Here is a 14,561-nt window from a genome sequence, read left to right as displayed (position 1 = left end):
TCCATGACCACTTGGTTGGAACAACAGGCAGAGGTCCGCGAGCGCCGGGGGCTGGTGCGGAGGCCGACAGTGCGCGACGGCGCCCGCGCCAGTGACCGCGCCCGCGCCAGTGAAGGCGCCCGCGGCAGTGATAGCGGCAGCCACCGCGGGATGATCGACCTCGCCAGCAACGACTACTTAGGCCTGTCCACCGACCCGCGTATGGCGGCAGCTGCCATGGACGCGATCAGGCGCTGGGGCACTGGCGCTGCATCGTCCCGGTTGGTCACCGGCACCACGGAGCTGCATCTTGAGTTGGAGCACCGTCTTGCCCTGTTCACCGGAGCGGAAGCTGCGTTGGTGTTCTCCTCCGGCTACCTCGCCAACCTGGGTGTCACCACGGCTTTGGGTGGTCCCGGAACGTTGATTGTGGCGGATGAGTACTGCCATGCCTCGTTGATCGATGGTTTGAGGCTGAGCCGCTCCGAGGTGCGGGAATTCAAGCACAATGACGCTGCGGATGCGGCACGCCTCCTGGCGGACCGGACACAGCCGCGGGCCCTTGTTGTTGTGGAGTCCATCTACAGTGTGGGCGGGGATGCCGCTCCCCTGCAGGAGTTGTTCAGCCTGGCCCAGGAACACGATGCCGTTCTGCTGGTCGACGAGGCACACAGCCTGGGCGTTGCCGGCGTTGGCGCCTTTCAGGGGCGCGGTGCGGTCGCGGGCACCAGCCTGGCGGACCATCCGGGCGTTGTCCGCACGGCCACCCTGTCCAAAGCATTGGGGAGCCAGGGCGGGGTGGTGCTCGGTTCCAGGCTGCTGCGGGAGCACTTGGTGAACCGTTCGCGGAGTTTCATTTTCGACACCGCGTTGGCCCCGCCCGCAGCGGCTGCTGCCATGGCCGCCGTCGGGATCATCCGGCAGGAACCTTGGCGCGCCGCGGCCGTCCATAACAACGCAGCCGCTCTCGCCGCCCGACTGCAACCCGCGCTGGAACTCCCAGCCGCCGTCGAGCGGTGTGCCGGAGCGGTGCAATCCATCCCCATGCCATCAGCGGAAACTGCCTTGGCAGCGAGCCAGGCCGCGTACGCTTCCGGCGTCCAGGTGGGCTGTTTCCGGCCACCATCGGTGCCGGACGGAATCTCCCGCCTGCGACTCACGGCCCGTGCCAATCTCACCCCCACCGACCTCGACCACGCCTGCGCAGTGCTGCGCGACATCCTGGAGCGAACCTCATGAAACTTCCCCGCATCATCCTGGTGACCGGTACCGATACCGGCGTCGGGAAAACCATCACGACGGCGGCATTCGCGGCGGCCCTCAAACAACGCGGCTGCTCGGTAGCGGTCTACAAGCCCTGCCAAAGCGGCAACGTGGACGGCGATTCGGACTGCGCGGAAGTAGTGCGGCTTGCCGGCCCGCTTACGGCCGAGGCCGGCATCGTACTCGAACAGCCGTTGGCTCCCGTCCCCGCGGCTGCCTGTGATGAGGTGGTGCTGCCGCAGCTTGCTTCGCATGCCCGGCGAATCCGTGCACTGGCCAACACGCACGACCACGTCCTTGTGGAAGGTGCAGGTGGGGTGCTTGTTGAGTTGGACCACGACGGCGGGACGCTGGCTGACCTGGGCACCCTCCTGGGCGATTCGGCTGGCTTCGCCGTGGTGGCACGGCCGTCGCTGGGCACGTTGAACCACACGGCGCTGACGCTTGAAGCCCTCGATCGGCGGGGCCTGCCGGTGGTCGGTGTTGTGCTTGGCAGCTGGCCTGCTGTCCCTGGCGCTGTGGAGCGCAGCAACCGCGCCACCATCTCCGGCTGGCCTGTGCCGCTGCTGGGTGCTATCCGGCAGGAAGCCGCCGGAATGGACCCGGGCGTGTTCCGCGAACACGCGGCCTCCTGGCTTGCCGGGGTGCCGGCATGAGCACCGTTACTACATGCCCCTATAAGGTGCTGCGCGATCCGGACACCGTCCGCGAGGTCCTTCACCGGCCCGAAGACTTCAGCCCTGCCAATGCGCTTCTGGCAGTGACACCCCTGAGCGGTCAGGCTCTCCGCGTCCTGCAGAAAGCGCGCTTCGCCCTTCCACCCGTTCTGGCCAGCAACCACTCCCCCTCACATGCAGCTATCCGCAAGGTAGTGGCGGGCTTCTTCACGCCTGCCAAGGTGGCCGCCATGGAACCGCGCATCCGGCAGCTCTCCAGGGAGTCGGCCGCGGCCGCAGCCCAGGACCTTGGTTCTGCGGGAAATGTCGATTTGGTGCAGGCAGTAGCCGCGTATCCGCCGGCAGTCATCATGTTGGAGATGCTGGGGCTTCCTGTCCGCGACCTCCCCCGGTTGAAGGCGTGGAGCCTGGACTCCCTTGAGTTGTTCTGGGGCTGGCCGGATTCTGAACGGCAGCTCGAGCTGGCCCAGACCGCGGCGGACTTCTACACCTGGCTGCGGGAGCTGGTCCTGGAATCGGTGGAGGCACCGATAGTTCCCGGCGCAACAAACCTGTTCAGGGCACTCGCAGACCACGGACTCAGCACGCCGGAGATCTGTTCCTTGGGCTACTTCCTGCTCATCGCGGGCCAGGAGACCACTACGCAGCTCATCAGCACCACGCTGTTCCGTCTGGCCGAGGGCTCGCGCGGAATCTCCTGGGACGAAGCCTCCTCCAGCGCCAAAGCCCGCGGGATTGTTCGTCATGTGCTGGCTACCGAGTCTTCCGTGCCCACTTGGCGGAGGGTGGCCGCCCGCGATACCGAGCTTAACGGCGAGCACATCCTTGCGGGCGAGGAAATCCTGGTGGAGCTGACCGGGAACCACGGCTTTCCGTGGGCAGCCGGTGAAGGCAGCGGTGAGTCTGCCGGGGAAGCCACCGACCATCAGGGACCCACGCCCTACGGCTTGGCCTTCGGCTCCGGAATCCATCGCTGCCTTGGTGCCAAACTCGCCGAGCTGGAGACCGTCGTCGTGGTTCAGGAAACTACCGCGGCGCTGAACGGGGTCCGGCTCGGGGACCCCAACCCCGAATGGCTCCGTTTGCTATCGTTCCAGGCTCCCCGGACCGTGACAGTAATCCCTGGGTAGGCTGGACTGTATGGGCGAGAGCCGGGACTTGCTGACGCCGGAGCAGCGTAGCCGAAACATGTCCAGGATCAGGGGCAAAAACACCAAGCCCGAGTTACTGGTCCGCAAACTCCTGCATGCCAAGGGGTACCGCTACCGGTTGCATGGGCAAGCCGGCGGGACCAAGCTGCCGGGTCGGCCGGATCTGGTGTTCTCCGGCCGTCGTAAGGTCATTTTCGTCAACGGCTGTTTCTGGCACTTCCATGATTGCAGGGCTGGCCTGCACTCCCCCACTGCCAATGCGGCCTTCTGGGAAACCAAGCGCACGCGGACCCGTGAACGCGATCAGATACAGAGGGAACAGCTGCGCGCTGCCGGCTGGGACGTGCTGACGGTGTGGGAGTGCGAGTTGCGGGACCGCTCAGTCCTCGAAGAACGGCTGACGGGGTTCCTGGAGGGGCCGTTGGAGGGCCATTCGCCCTATGGCGCCTTCGGCCCGGCATGCCCGGCGGACCCAGCGGAGTCCGATTGATCAGCGCTGTTGTGTGAACCTTGCTCCCACAACGCATACGCCGACGTTCCACCAATACCCAGCAGCACCGTCAGGCACAACACGATGATGACCATGAGCCCCGCTGAGGGCCGAACATCACCGTTCATGCTGATTTCCAATCCTTTACCCACGCCTTGATCCCCCACTTCGGCGATTACTCCATTTCCTTTACTTACTTTCAGCGACTTCGATCAAGACTCCCTCTGAGTCCGCTCAAGATTGGATCAAGCTTTCGCTTTCGGGCATTTCGATAGTTCCCCGGGACCTACTGTTGAATCGTGCATCTATTGTTCGGAGGCGGGAGGGGTTTGGTGTCTGAGTATGACGAGTGCACAGACTCACTGGTTGATCCCACCGTCCTCACCGAACTCCAGGCAGAGCTTGGCGGAGACCGGTCCATCGTCACCAGGTTCGTCCGTAACTACATCGATCTCCTGCCGTGGCGGGTTGGCCGCCTGCATCACGCACTGAACAACCTGGACATTGAAGACGCCATGGACGCGGTACTGAGCCTGAAGACTTCAAGCCACATGGTGGGGGCCATCTGCATGCGCCGCTTGGCCACGGAGTTGGAAATCAGCATCAGGCTCCTCCCCAACGCCGGTCACCTTCAGGAACTGAGGGAGCAAGTGCAGACGATCGAGGCCTTCGTGTTCGGTACGATTTGCGAACTGCAACCCTCGATCTCGTAAAGATCTTCACGAAAATAAAGAAAACCATTGACTCGCTAAAAATCTTCACTATAGTTGTGTGAGTTAGCTCACCAACGAAGGATGCGGCAATGATTACCGAGACTCCTGCACCGCCAGCCACCAGCGAACTGCTGGCAACTGTGGGGAACAAGGTGCGCACCATGCGCAAGGCAAAGGGCATGACCCTCGCCCAGCTCTCGGACATCACCGGCCTCAGCCAGGCGATCGTCAGCCAAATCGAACGCGGAATGGCCAACCCTTCCTTCACCACCCTCGCCCAATTGGCCCACGGCCTGGACATCCCTGTAGGGAGATTCTTCATTGGCCAGGACCAATCCACCTCACCTGTGGTCCGCAGATCCGAGCGACGCAACCTCAAGAACGTCACCCGTGAATCCGTGGGCGAAGCTGTACATGAATTGCTGACTCCCAACCGCGACGGAAGCATTGAAGCGCAGTGGATCAGCACGCCCCCAGGGCATGACACCAGCGCCACCCCTTTTACCCACAGTGGTGAAGAGTTCTGCTACATCATTTCCGGCCGTAAGGACGTCTATCTGGACGGCGTCTGCTACAGCCTGGAAGAGGGCGACTCGATCACCTACTCCTCAGAAATCCCCCACTGGTACAAAAACAGCTACGAAGAGGTATGCGTAGCCATCTGGGTCAACGCACCACACGCGTGGTAACACTGCCGCCCCTTAACGGCGCCAGCGTTTTCCCTTAACTGTCCGGACACGAACCGTGGCCGCAGACAATCCTTGCCACTTTCGCACGAAGCGCTTCCTCCAACAGGCGTTCCTGCGTCATACCCTCCCACGCCCTCCGGGGCGTCAGCGTAAGGACACTTCCATGCTCAACACCCAAACGACGGACAACGCCGTCCCGTCACCAAGCACCAGCCACTCCTCCCCCACAAAGAACCCAAAGTTCACTCCGCAGGTCCGCAAGGGACTGTTGGGGCTGGGCCTCGGCAACGCCCTTGAATGGTACGACTGGATGGTCTTCGGCCTCCTGTCAGCCTTCATCGGCCCGAACTTCTTCCCCAACACAGAGCCACTCTCCGCCACCCTGAATGCATTGGCCGTGTTCGCCGTCGGGTTCGCCTTCCGCCCTCTAGGCGGCATACTGCTGGGGACGCTCGCAGACCGGATCGGCCGGCGTCGGGTCATGCTGTTGTCCATCATGCTCATGGCCGGCACCACGCTGATCATTGCCATCACGCCCAACTACGCCACCATTGGCGCCTGGGCCGGCATCATCCTACTGGTGTGCCGCATCCTGCAGGGTATCTCCACAGGAATCGAAGCCCCACTCTCCACCTCCCACGCTGTGGAGCTCGCTCCGGAAGGCCGCGAAGGCTACGTAGCCGGCATCATGTCCTTCTACGTGAACATCGGCATCCTCCTGGCCTCGCTGGTGAGTTTCCTCTGCAGCCTTGTCCTCGGCGGCGCAGCCATGGCGGATTGGGGCTGGCGCGTACCGTTCATCATCGGCGCAGCCTTCGGTTTTGTGGTCCTCTACCTTCGCCGCTCCCTGCCGGAGACGCTCAAGGCCGAGGAAATGGCCACGAACACGCCGCGTGCCGTGTGGTCCGGAGTCCGTAAGCACTGGCTCTCCGTCCTTGCCATCATCTTCGTGGTGGGTGCCGCACAGGCCTACAACTACGCCTGGAACGTTGGCCTTCCCACCGCAGCCCGCAGCGGTTTCAAGGAAAATCCCACCGCGGTCTTCGCCCTCACCACCATCCTGGCCGTCATCCTCGTAGTGGGCAGTTGGGTCATCGGCAAGCTGGCCGACGGCAAAGCAATGTCCCGCTGGTTCCTGGTGACCCGCATCCTCGCCATCCCGTCCGTGTTCCTCATGCTGATGTACGTCCAGCCGGGCATTGGCGGATTCGCAGCGGTCCTCCTGGGTGGCTCGATCGTCCTGGTCCTGAACATGACCCTGTACAACGTGGTCAGCTCGTCCCTGATGCCCAAGAACATCCGCGGCACCGGCGTTGCGCTGGGCTACGGCATCGGCGTCGCCCTCTTCGGCGGCACTGCCTCCTACCTTCTGGTCTGGTTCCAATCCCTGAACCTCACCTGGGTCTTCCCGGTCTACGTGGCCGTCCTCTCCATCCTCAGCATCGTTTTCTACCTCGCCGCACGCCGCTCCAACGGCCTCTTCGTCGGAAAGTAAGGACTTCATCATGAACTCGCTTGAACTCAGCACTACGACGGCGGACCTCACCGCCCCGGTCATCTCACGGTCCGACGTCCTGGTAGTCGGTGGTGGTCCTGCAGGCGTGGCGGCCGCAGTCACCGCGGCTCGCTCCGGCGCAAAGGTCACGCTCCTGGAACGCTACTCGTCCTTGGGCGGACTCGCTTCCGGCGGCATGGTCCTGGTGCTCGATGACATGATCAACGGCCAGGAAATCACCGTCACCGGCATCGTCTCCGAATACGTGGAGCGCCTCCAGAAGCTGGGCTTGGCGATCGTCCCGCCCGCCGATGACCGCAAGACCTCCGAGGAACTCTGGAACAAGTGGGGCCGCTACGGCACCTTCGACTTCCACTCCCACACCAACCCGAAGCCCATCTGCTATGCCGCCGCTTTCGATCCCGACGGCTGGAAGCGCGTCTCCAACGACCTCGTCCGCGAGGCCGGCGTGGACCTCCGACTGCACTCCTGGTTCTCCCGTCCCATCGTGGACAACGGCGTGATCAAGGGCGTCATCTGCGAAACGAAACTCGGTCCGCAGGCCTTCATGGCCGACGTCGTGATCGACACCACCGGCGACATCGACGTCGCCTCCCGCGCCGGCGCCAGCTATGCCAAGGACAACTACCTCACCACGCTGGTCTTCCGTTTGGGCAACGTGGATACGAACGCGGCCGAAGCCTTCGAACAGGCCAACCCCAAGGAAGCCCGGGCCATCAACCGTAAGATCAAGCGCCTCCTCGGCGGCGCCTGGGAACTGTGGTGGCTCAAGACACCCATCGACGGCGTGGTCTGGTGCAACGCCCCGCACATGTCCGGTTTCGACGGCGTCGATCCCGCCGACATGACTGCCGCGGAGTTCGCAGCCCGGGACCGGATCTCCGAGGCCGTGGAGTACGTCCGTGCGAACCTGCCCGGCTTCGAAAACTGCTACATGCTGGATGTCGCCTCCCAAATGGGTGTCCGCCAGACCCGGCTCCTGCAGGGCGAGTACGTCATGACCAAGGACGACGTCACCCAGCGCCGCCACTTCGCGGACACCGTTGCCCGCGGCCGTGACTACTACTACCCGTACCGCTCGCTGCTCCCCAAGGAAGTGGACCAGCTGCTGGTGGCCGGCCGCCACTACTCCGCCACCCCTGAGGCACAGAAAATGTCGCGCGAGATCCCGCCCTGTATGGCAATGGGACAGGCCGTCGGCGTTGCAGCGGCCCTCGCCGTGGAAAACAACGTGTTGGTCCGCGACGTCTCCGCGCTGGATATCCAGCAGGGCATGCGCCGGCATGGTGCTGACCCAGGCGACGTCCCGTCGTCGAACGCTACCGTCGACGCAACAGCAGCGGTGCCGGCATGAGCACCGTGATTCTGGAACAGACAGCGGAAAGCACGACGGCGGCACTCGCCGCCGGGGCTCCGTTACACACGCCGCTTCCGCTGGACGGCATCAAAATCGTGGACTTCACACAGGTGTTCATGGGCCCGTCCTGCACCCAGCTGCTGGGCGATTACGGTGCGGACATCATCAAGGTGGAACGTCCCGGCGCAGGCGACATTTCCCGAAATTCCTTCCCGGACCAGGACGGCCAGGACAACCCGATCTTCCTGTCCATCAACCGGAACAAGCGCAGCGTCTCCGTGGATACCCGCACTGAGGAAGGGCGCGAGGTGCTGCACCGGCTCATGGCTGATGCGGACGTGGTGGTCAGCAACTTCCGCTCCGGAGTCATGGAACGGATGGGCTTCGGCTACAAGGAGCTGAAAGCTGCGAACCCGGGAATCATCTGGGCCTCGGGCACGGGCTTCGGCCCCGAGGGGCCCTACTCCCACAAGGGCGGCCAGGACGCCATCGCGCAGGCGTATTCCGGAGTGATGTGGCGCAGGGAATCCGATGACACCAAGCCCTCCATCTATCCCACCACCCTGTGCGACTACATCACCGGCATGCACCTCATGCAGGGCATCCTTCTGGCACTGCGCACACGCGAGGCATCGGGGGTGGGCCAGAAGGTGGAGGTGACCATGTACGACTCGATGCTGCATCTGCAGATGCAGGAAGCGTGCATGCAGCTTAACCGCGGCTACGAGGTCAACTGGGGTGCCATGCCGCTGAGCGGTGTCTTCGAAACCACTGACGGGGCCGTGTGCATGGTGGGTGGTTTCACGCCCGATCCCCTGGCCAGGATTTCTGAAGCACTTGGCCTGAACGAGGACCTCACACAGCGGCCCGAATTCTCCAACCTTGAGCAGCAATTCAAGAACAAGCCGGCATTGCAGGCCATCTTCCGCGAGCGCATCGCCACCAATACCACTGAGTATTGGACACACCGGCTTGAGGAACAGGGGCTGCTGAATGCTCCGGTGCACACCCTGGAACAGGCGTTGGCCGATGCACAAACCGAGGCCAATGGGATGGTCGTGGAAGCCGAACACCCCTCTGTGGGCACGGTGCGGATGCTGAATGCCCCCATCCGGCTTTCCGCCACCCCTCCCACTATTCGCCGTGCCGCACCACGTTTGGGCGAGCACAACGTAGAGGTCCTGCTGGAGAACGGCTTCGATCAAGAGACGATCGAGCGCCTGCAGCAGTTGGGAGTCCTGCGATGACCGCTGTGGTTGAAGCTCCGGTGGATACCGTCACCCTGACCATCCAGAACCACGTGGCCACGGTTGTTATCGACCGTCAGCACGTCCTCAACGCCGTGGACGCCACCACGCATGCACGCCTCAACGAGATCTGGGCCCAGCTGGAGAACGATCCTTCAGTGCGTGCAGTTGTTGTTACCGGTGCCGGGTCCCGCGCCTTCTGCGTTGGTGCTGACATGTCAACCTCGGCCGTGGACAAGACCGGCCTGGAGTATTGGGCCGGACTGGACCCCAACGGCTTCGGCGGCCTGAGCCTGCGCACCACCTTGGATATCCCCGTCATCGCCCGGGTCAACGGTTACGCCCTGGGCGGGGGCATGGAAATTGTGCTGGGCGCCGACATCGTGGTGGCAGCCGACACCGCGAAGTTCGGCTTGACGGAACCTCGGGTTGGGCGATTGGCGCTCGACGGCGGCATCCACCAGTTGGTGCGGCGGATCCCGTATACCCAGGCCATGGGAATGCTCCTGACGGGCCGAAAGGCAGACGCTGCCGAGATGCAGTCCATGGGGCTGGTCAACGAAGTAGTTCCTGCAGAAGAGCTCGACGCCGCGGTGCAGCGCTGGGTGGACCAGATCCTTGCGTGCGCCCCCACCTCAGTCCGGGCCGTGAAGCAAATGGTCACCCAGACTTCCCACCTGACGGCCAAGGAAGCCCGCGGCCTGCGCCTGCCCGCTCTCATGGCGGCGCTGGACAGCGAAGACTCCGCCGAGGGAGTGCGCGCGTTCCAGGAAAAGCGCGCACCCGTCTGGCCGGGCCGCTAATGCCAGTCATCACTTCGAACGAAGATAAGGAGATACCGATGCAGCCATCAGCTGCGCTCGAATCCCGGGAACACCCAATGCAGCACCCTGAATCTTTGTCTCCAGGCGTTTGGGGCGTTGTTGCCACGCCATTCCAGGGCAGCACGCTGGACGTTGACCTGGACAGTTTGTCCGAGCTCGTGGAGCATTACGAGGCCATCGGTGCCACGGGACTCACCGTACTGGGAGTCTTCGGCGAAGCAGCCGCACTGACGGCGGGGGAACGCCGGGAAGTACTGGAGACCGTCGTCGAATGCACCGCGCTGCCGCTGGTGGTGGGCGTGACCGCCTTGGCCACCCGGACTGCCATTGAGGAAGTCCGGGCTGCCCAGGATGTTGCCGGAAAACGCCTGGCAGCTGTGATGGTGCAGGCTAACTCGGCCAGGCCGGAGACAGTGATTGCGCACTTGGATGCCACCCACAGGGCTACTGGCGCCAAGGTTGTCCTTCAGGATTATCCGTTGGCAAGTGGTGTCAGCATCCCCACGGCCGCTCTGATCCAGGTGGTGACCTCTTGTGATTTCGTCATAGCCGTCAAGGCCGAAGCACCTCCCACCAGCGTCGCGATCGCGGAGCTGAGTGCCGGCGTCGGGGTTTCAGTCTTTGGTGGCCTCGGCGGACAGGGACTGCTGGATGAACTGATGGCCGGCGCAGCAGGCGCAATGACTGGTTTCTCCTACCCTGAAGCCCTCATAGCTTGCGTGCGGGCATGGCAGCAGGACGGCTATGAAGCAGCACGGCGCGAACTGCTCCCTTACCTGCCGCTGATCAACTTTGAGCAGCAGGCGAAGGTGGCGCTGGCTATTCGCAAGGAGTGCCTGCGCGAACGGGGACTCATCAAGGACCCGGGCGTTCGCGCCCCTGCAGCGGGCTTCCCCGAAGCCCTGCGCGGGAGTATGGGCACACATCTTCGCGAGGCAGCGTCAGCCCTTGAAAATGACACGACTCTTGCAAGGAGCCTGTGATGGATCTGGGAATCGCGGGCAAGACCGCTTTGGTTGCCGCCTCCACGGGTGGGCTGGGCCTGGCTGTAGCGCGTGCCCTGGCTGCCGAAGGCGTTCGCGTTGCCATCGTGGGCCGCCGTCGGGACCGTGCAAAGGAGATCGTCGCGGAACTGCAGGCCGCGTACGGAACCGGCTCATTTGGAACGAGCGGTTTCGACGCCGTGGCGATCGAAGCGGACCTCACAACGCCCGAGGGCATCGAATCGGCAGTCGAACAGACGGTCGCGAACCTGGGACCCATCGACATCCTCGTCCTCAACGGCCCTGGCCCCAAACCCGGTGCCGCAGCCACGCTGAGCTCGGATGACATTGCGGCGGCGTTTGATCTCCTGGTCAAACCGCAGCACGCTTTGGTTTCCCACGTGCTTCCCGGGATGCGGGAACGGCGGTGGGGCCGAATCCTGGCTATCGGGTCCAGCGGCGTGACAGCCCCGCTTCCCAACCTCGCGGTCTCCAACACCGGACGTGCTGCCCTGGCTGGCTACCTCAAGACCCTCGCTGCCGAAGTTGCCCTGGACGAGGTCACAGTGAACCTGCTCCTGCCGGGACGCATCGCCACGGACAGGGTCACACAACTTGACCACGCCGCCGCCAAGCGACGCGGGACCACATTGGAAGACATCCAGCTCGAATCCCGCAAGACCATCCCCGCCCGACGCTATGGAGAACCTGCGGAGTTCGGTGCCGCTGCCGCCTTCCTGTGCAGCGCGCCGGCGTCGTACATCACCGGAGTCGCGCTCAGGTGCGACGGCGGACTGATCCGCAGCCTCTAGCCTCCCCTCCCGAAATCCTAAGGAACATCATGACTTCCACAGCAGTTGACCCCCAGGCGATCACCGACCCACAGACGGTTGCCGCCCAGCACCTCATCAATGGCCAGTGGCTCGGAGACGCGGACACGCAGCGAATGAATCCGGCCCGGCCAGGCGAACTCGCAGCGCTGTCACCCAGCGGCACCGTCGAGGACGTGGACGCCGCTATCACCGCGGCCGCCGCAGCCCAGCCGTCATGGGCGGCCCTGCCCGCACCAGCCCGTGGCGCCATCCTCATCGCGGCCGGAAACCTGCTCAACGAGCGCCAACACGCAATCGCCGAGGACCTTGTCCGTGAGGAAGGAAAAACACTCGCGGAGGCAAAGGGGGAGGTCAGGCGCGCCTCGGACGTGCTGCGCTTCTTCGGTTCGCTGGGCTGGGCGGCAACGGGCGAAGTCCTGCCGAGCGGCCTGCCGGACACCACCATCACAACGCGTCGGGAACCGTTGGGCGTGGTGGGACTCATTACCCCGTGGAACTTCCCCATCGCCATTCCTGCATGGAAAACCGCGCCTGCCCTGATCAGCGGCAACGCCGTGGTGATCAAACCGGCCGAGCTCACTCCGTTGTCCACCACCCACCTGGCACGTGCACTGCAGGACGCCGGGCTACCCGCCGGGGTGTTCAACGTGGTGCACGGCAAGGGCCGCGTGGTGGGTGACGCCCTGGCCCGCGATCCCCGCATCGCCGGTTTGTCCTTCACCGGCTCCACCAATGTTGGCCTTGGGCTGCAGGAGATCCTCAATGCCCGGCGCGCCCGGGTCCAACTCGAGATGGGCGGCAAGAACGGTGTTCTGGTGCTGGATGACGCCGACCCCCGCAAAGCTGCGCAGGTAGTCGCCGCCGGTGCATTCGGCCTCACCGGCCAGGCGTGCACAGCAACCTCCCGCGTCTACGTGACACCGGGCATCCGCTCCGCCTTCCTGGACGCCTTGGTTCGGGAGGCCGCCGCCTACACCACCGGTGACGGGCTTGATAGCGAGGTCCGGATGGGTGCCGTAGTGAGCAGGCAGCAATACGAGCAGGACCAGGCAGCGGTGCGTACCGCCGTCGAACGCGGGGCCACACTCCTGCACGGACAGTACGACGGCGACCCCACCGGCGCGCTGTTCTTCCCGGCGGCGATTCTCACCGGACTGCCGTTCGACGACGCAGCCGTAACCGAAGAGATTTTCGGGCCAGTGGTGACCGTTCTCGAAGTGGCAGACTATGAAACCGGCCTCGCAGCCATCAATGACTCCCGCTACGGGCTCACCGCCGGCATCTGCACCGACTCCCTGGCCCTCGCCACGGACTTCGCAGCCCGCGCGCAGGCAGGTGTAGTGAAGATCAACCGCCCAACTGCCGGGCTGGACCTGAACGTTCCCTTCGGCGGCGTGAAGGATTCCTCCACCAACACCTTCCGCGAGCAAGGCAGGTCCGCCCTGGACTTCTACACCTGGGGCAAGACCGTCTACACCGGTATTTAGTGCGCCATGAGCTACGTGATCGCACAGCCCTGCGTGGATGTGAAGGACAAGGCGTGCATTGACGAGTGCCCGGTGGATTGTATCTACGAAGGTGAACGCTCGCTCCACATCCACCCGTCCGAGTGCGTTGACTGCGGGGCATGCGATCCTGTGTGCCCCGTGGAAGCGATCTACTATACGGAGGATGTCCCTGACGAATGGGCGGATTACGTCAGGGCGAACGCGGAGTTCTTCGAGGCCGATTTCCGCGAGGACGGGGGCCGCGATCATCCTGTGGTGATGGCGGAGCCGTTGCGGGTGGGCAGTTAGGCGGCGCCGGTTGTGGTGCCGGGTTGTACGGCGCTGTTAAATGTGAATCCGCGGTGTTGGCCAGGATCGAGGACAGGAGCTTTTGATGAAAGCAGTTATTGTGTCGGATCAGTCTGCCGGAATGGCCGGGCTGAGAATGGCCGAACGGCCGCAGCCGGCGGCAGCCATAAATGATGTCATTGTTGAGATTCATGCCTCGGGATTCGTCCCAACCGAGGTGGAGTGGCCCTCGACCTGGACTGATAGAGCCGGCCGGGACCGGACACCCTCCATCATTGGGCACGAAGTGGCCGGGGTCGTAACCTCGCTCGGTTATGGGACGACAGGATTGACTGTGGGTCAACGCGTGTTTGGCCTTGCGGACTGGCACCGGGATGGGACCCTGGCGGAGTACGTGGCGATGGAAGCACGTAACCTTGCGCCGCTGCCGGGCGACGTCCCCTTCACAGTTGGCGCGAGCCTGCCCATCTCTGGTCTGACCGCCTGGCAGGGCTTGTTTATCCATGGCCGCATCCAGTCGGGGCAGAGCCTGCTCGTGCACGGCGCCGCTGGGGCAGTCGGAACGATGGTGACACAGCTGGCACGTGAAGCGGGCGCCTACGTCATCGGCACCGGACGAACTGCCGATCGGCAGAAGGCCCTCGACTTTGGAGCGCACGAGTTCATCGATCTCGCCAACGACACCTTGCAGGATATCAGCGCGGTTGACCTGGTATTCGATGTGATCGGTGGCGATATCCAGAAGCAGTCAGCGGCCCTGATCCGGCCCGGCGGAACGCTGGTGAGCATCACCGGGCCGGTTGAAGCACGCCCTAAAGATGGTCTGGCAGTGGATTTCGTTGTCGAGTCGGATCGTGCCCAACTGGGTGAGATCGTCCAGCGAATCCGAGACGGACGGCTTCGGACAAACATCGGAAACATCGGGGAATTCGACGACGCGATCAATGCCCTTAATCCGGCCGCACGCCGGAATGGGAAGACGATCATCCAGATGCGTCGGTAGGGGACACGATCCAGACGTTTAGAGTTGACGTACATCATGT

At 63.8% G+C, this 14,561-nt stretch carries 15 protein-coding genes; all 15 read left to right on the top strand.

What is annotated here, in order from left to right:
* The first annotated feature begins 3 nt into the window (after nt 1–3).
* The 15 genes from J2Y41_RS05995 to J2Y41_RS05925 all read left to right on the top strand — a co-directional run bounded on the left by J2Y41_RS05995 (nt 4) and on the right by J2Y41_RS05925 (nt 14,521).
* On the top strand, nt 4–1,218 hold the full coding sequence (locus J2Y41_RS05995; RefSeq protein ID WP_396133479.1) for an 8-amino-7-oxononanoate synthase: 1,215 nt from the start codon (nt 4–6) through the stop codon (nt 1,216–1,218).
* Nucleotides 1,215–1,898, top strand: a complete 684-nt coding sequence (gene bioD, locus J2Y41_RS05990) for a dethiobiotin synthase (RefSeq protein WP_309927106.1) — start codon at nt 1,215–1,217, stop codon at nt 1,896–1,898. The genes J2Y41_RS05995 and bioD overlap by 4 nt, the downstream gene beginning before the upstream one ends.
* On the top strand, nt 1,895–3,049 hold the full coding sequence (locus J2Y41_RS05985) for a cytochrome P450 (RefSeq protein ID WP_309927104.1): 1,155 nt from the start codon (nt 1,895–1,897) through the stop codon (nt 3,047–3,049). The genes bioD and J2Y41_RS05985 overlap by 4 nt, the downstream gene beginning before the upstream one ends.
* A 10-nt stretch (nt 3,050–3,059) precedes the next feature.
* Complete coding sequence (locus J2Y41_RS05980) at nt 3,060–3,560, top strand: very short patch repair endonuclease (RefSeq protein WP_309927101.1); 501 nt, start codon at nt 3,060–3,062, stop codon at nt 3,558–3,560.
* A 332-nt stretch (nt 3,561–3,892) separates the two neighbouring features.
* A complete protein-coding gene (locus J2Y41_RS05975; protein ID WP_224091274.1) occupies nt 3,893–4,273 on the top strand; it encodes an Hpt domain-containing protein in 381 nt (126 codons plus the stop codon).
* An 89-nt stretch (nt 4,274–4,362) separates the two neighbouring features.
* The gene (locus J2Y41_RS05970) at nt 4,363–4,962 is read left to right on the top strand and encodes an XRE family transcriptional regulator (RefSeq protein WP_309927097.1); all 600 of its coding nucleotides are present in this window, start codon (nt 4,363–4,365) and stop codon (nt 4,960–4,962) included.
* 163 nt (nt 4,963–5,125) lie between these two features.
* Nucleotides 5,126–6,457 (top strand): MFS transporter, encoded by a 1,332-nt coding sequence (locus J2Y41_RS05965; protein ID WP_309927095.1) that lies wholly within the window; start codon nt 5,126–5,128, stop codon nt 6,455–6,457.
* A gap of 10 nt (nt 6,458–6,467) precedes the next feature.
* Nucleotides 6,468–7,832, top strand: coding sequence for an FAD-dependent oxidoreductase (locus J2Y41_RS05960; protein ID WP_224166641.1), 1,365 nt, complete (start codon nt 6,468–6,470; stop codon nt 7,830–7,832).
* Complete coding sequence (locus J2Y41_RS05955) at nt 7,829–9,082, top strand: CoA transferase (RefSeq protein ID WP_309927091.1); 1,254 nt, start codon at nt 7,829–7,831, stop codon at nt 9,080–9,082. Before J2Y41_RS05960 ends, J2Y41_RS05955 begins: the two co-directional genes overlap by 4 nt.
* Nucleotides 9,079–9,885, top strand: coding sequence for an enoyl-CoA hydratase-related protein (locus J2Y41_RS05950; protein ID WP_309927088.1), 807 nt, complete (start codon nt 9,079–9,081; stop codon nt 9,883–9,885). Before J2Y41_RS05955 ends, J2Y41_RS05950 begins: the two co-directional genes overlap by 4 nt.
* 38 nt (nt 9,886–9,923) lie before the next feature.
* Entirely contained in the window at nt 9,924–10,889 is a 966-nt protein-coding gene (locus J2Y41_RS05945; RefSeq protein WP_309927084.1) for a dihydrodipicolinate synthase family protein, read from the top strand.
* Nucleotides 10,889–11,701, top strand: a complete 813-nt coding sequence (locus J2Y41_RS05940; protein ID WP_309927082.1) for an SDR family oxidoreductase — start codon at nt 10,889–10,891, stop codon at nt 11,699–11,701. Before J2Y41_RS05945 ends, J2Y41_RS05940 begins: the two co-directional genes overlap by 1 nt.
* 29 nt (nt 11,702–11,730) lie before the next feature.
* On the top strand, nt 11,731–13,209 hold the full coding sequence (locus J2Y41_RS05935) for an aldehyde dehydrogenase family protein (RefSeq protein ID WP_309927080.1): 1,479 nt from the start codon (nt 11,731–11,733) through the stop codon (nt 13,207–13,209).
* A 6-nt stretch (nt 13,210–13,215) separates the two neighbouring features.
* Nucleotides 13,216–13,518, top strand: coding sequence for a ferredoxin (fdxA, locus tag J2Y41_RS05930; RefSeq protein ID WP_309927077.1), 303 nt, complete (start codon nt 13,216–13,218; stop codon nt 13,516–13,518).
* 85 nt (nt 13,519–13,603) lie between these two features.
* Complete coding sequence (locus J2Y41_RS05925) at nt 13,604–14,521, top strand: NADP-dependent oxidoreductase (RefSeq protein WP_309927074.1); 918 nt, start codon at nt 13,604–13,606, stop codon at nt 14,519–14,521.
* Nucleotides 14,522–14,561 lie beyond the last annotated feature (40 nt).

Origin of the sequence: Arthrobacter sp. 1088 (genome assembly GCF_031455315.1) — a bacterium.
Taxonomy (GTDB): Bacteria; Actinomycetota; Actinomycetes; order Actinomycetales; family Micrococcaceae; genus Arthrobacter.
The sequence above is the reverse complement of the archived record's forward strand: the minus strand, read 5'-3'. Positions and strand labels throughout refer to the sequence as shown.

Coding starts and splice junctions, on each gene's coding strand:
- J2Y41_RS05995 (WP_396133479.1), top strand. CDS start 4: ATGACCACTTGGTTGGAACAACAGGCAGAGGTCCGCGAGCGCCGGGGG.
- bioD (WP_309927106.1), top strand. CDS start 1,215: ATGAAACTTCCCCGCATCATCCTGGTGACCGGTACCGATACCGGCGTC.
- J2Y41_RS05985 (WP_309927104.1), top strand. CDS start 1,895: ATGAGCACCGTTACTACATGCCCCTATAAGGTGCTGCGCGATCCGGAC.
- J2Y41_RS05980 (WP_309927101.1), top strand. CDS start 3,060: ATGGGCGAGAGCCGGGACTTGCTGACGCCGGAGCAGCGTAGCCGAAAC.
- J2Y41_RS05970 (WP_309927097.1), top strand. CDS start 4,363: ATGATTACCGAGACTCCTGCACCGCCAGCCACCAGCGAACTGCTGGCA.
- J2Y41_RS05965 (WP_309927095.1), top strand. CDS start 5,126: ATGCTCAACACCCAAACGACGGACAACGCCGTCCCGTCACCAAGCACC.
- J2Y41_RS05960 (WP_224166641.1), top strand. CDS start 6,468: ATGAACTCGCTTGAACTCAGCACTACGACGGCGGACCTCACCGCCCCG.
- J2Y41_RS05955 (WP_309927091.1), top strand. CDS start 7,829: ATGAGCACCGTGATTCTGGAACAGACAGCGGAAAGCACGACGGCGGCA.
- J2Y41_RS05950 (WP_309927088.1), top strand. CDS start 9,079: ATGACCGCTGTGGTTGAAGCTCCGGTGGATACCGTCACCCTGACCATC.
- J2Y41_RS05945 (WP_309927084.1), top strand. CDS start 9,924: ATGCAGCCATCAGCTGCGCTCGAATCCCGGGAACACCCAATGCAGCAC.
- J2Y41_RS05940 (WP_309927082.1), top strand. CDS start 10,889: ATGGATCTGGGAATCGCGGGCAAGACCGCTTTGGTTGCCGCCTCCACG.
- J2Y41_RS05935 (WP_309927080.1), top strand. CDS start 11,731: ATGACTTCCACAGCAGTTGACCCCCAGGCGATCACCGACCCACAGACG.
- fdxA (WP_309927077.1), top strand. CDS start 13,216: ATGAGCTACGTGATCGCACAGCCCTGCGTGGATGTGAAGGACAAGGCG.
- J2Y41_RS05925 (WP_309927074.1), top strand. CDS start 13,604: ATGAAAGCAGTTATTGTGTCGGATCAGTCTGCCGGAATGGCCGGGCTG.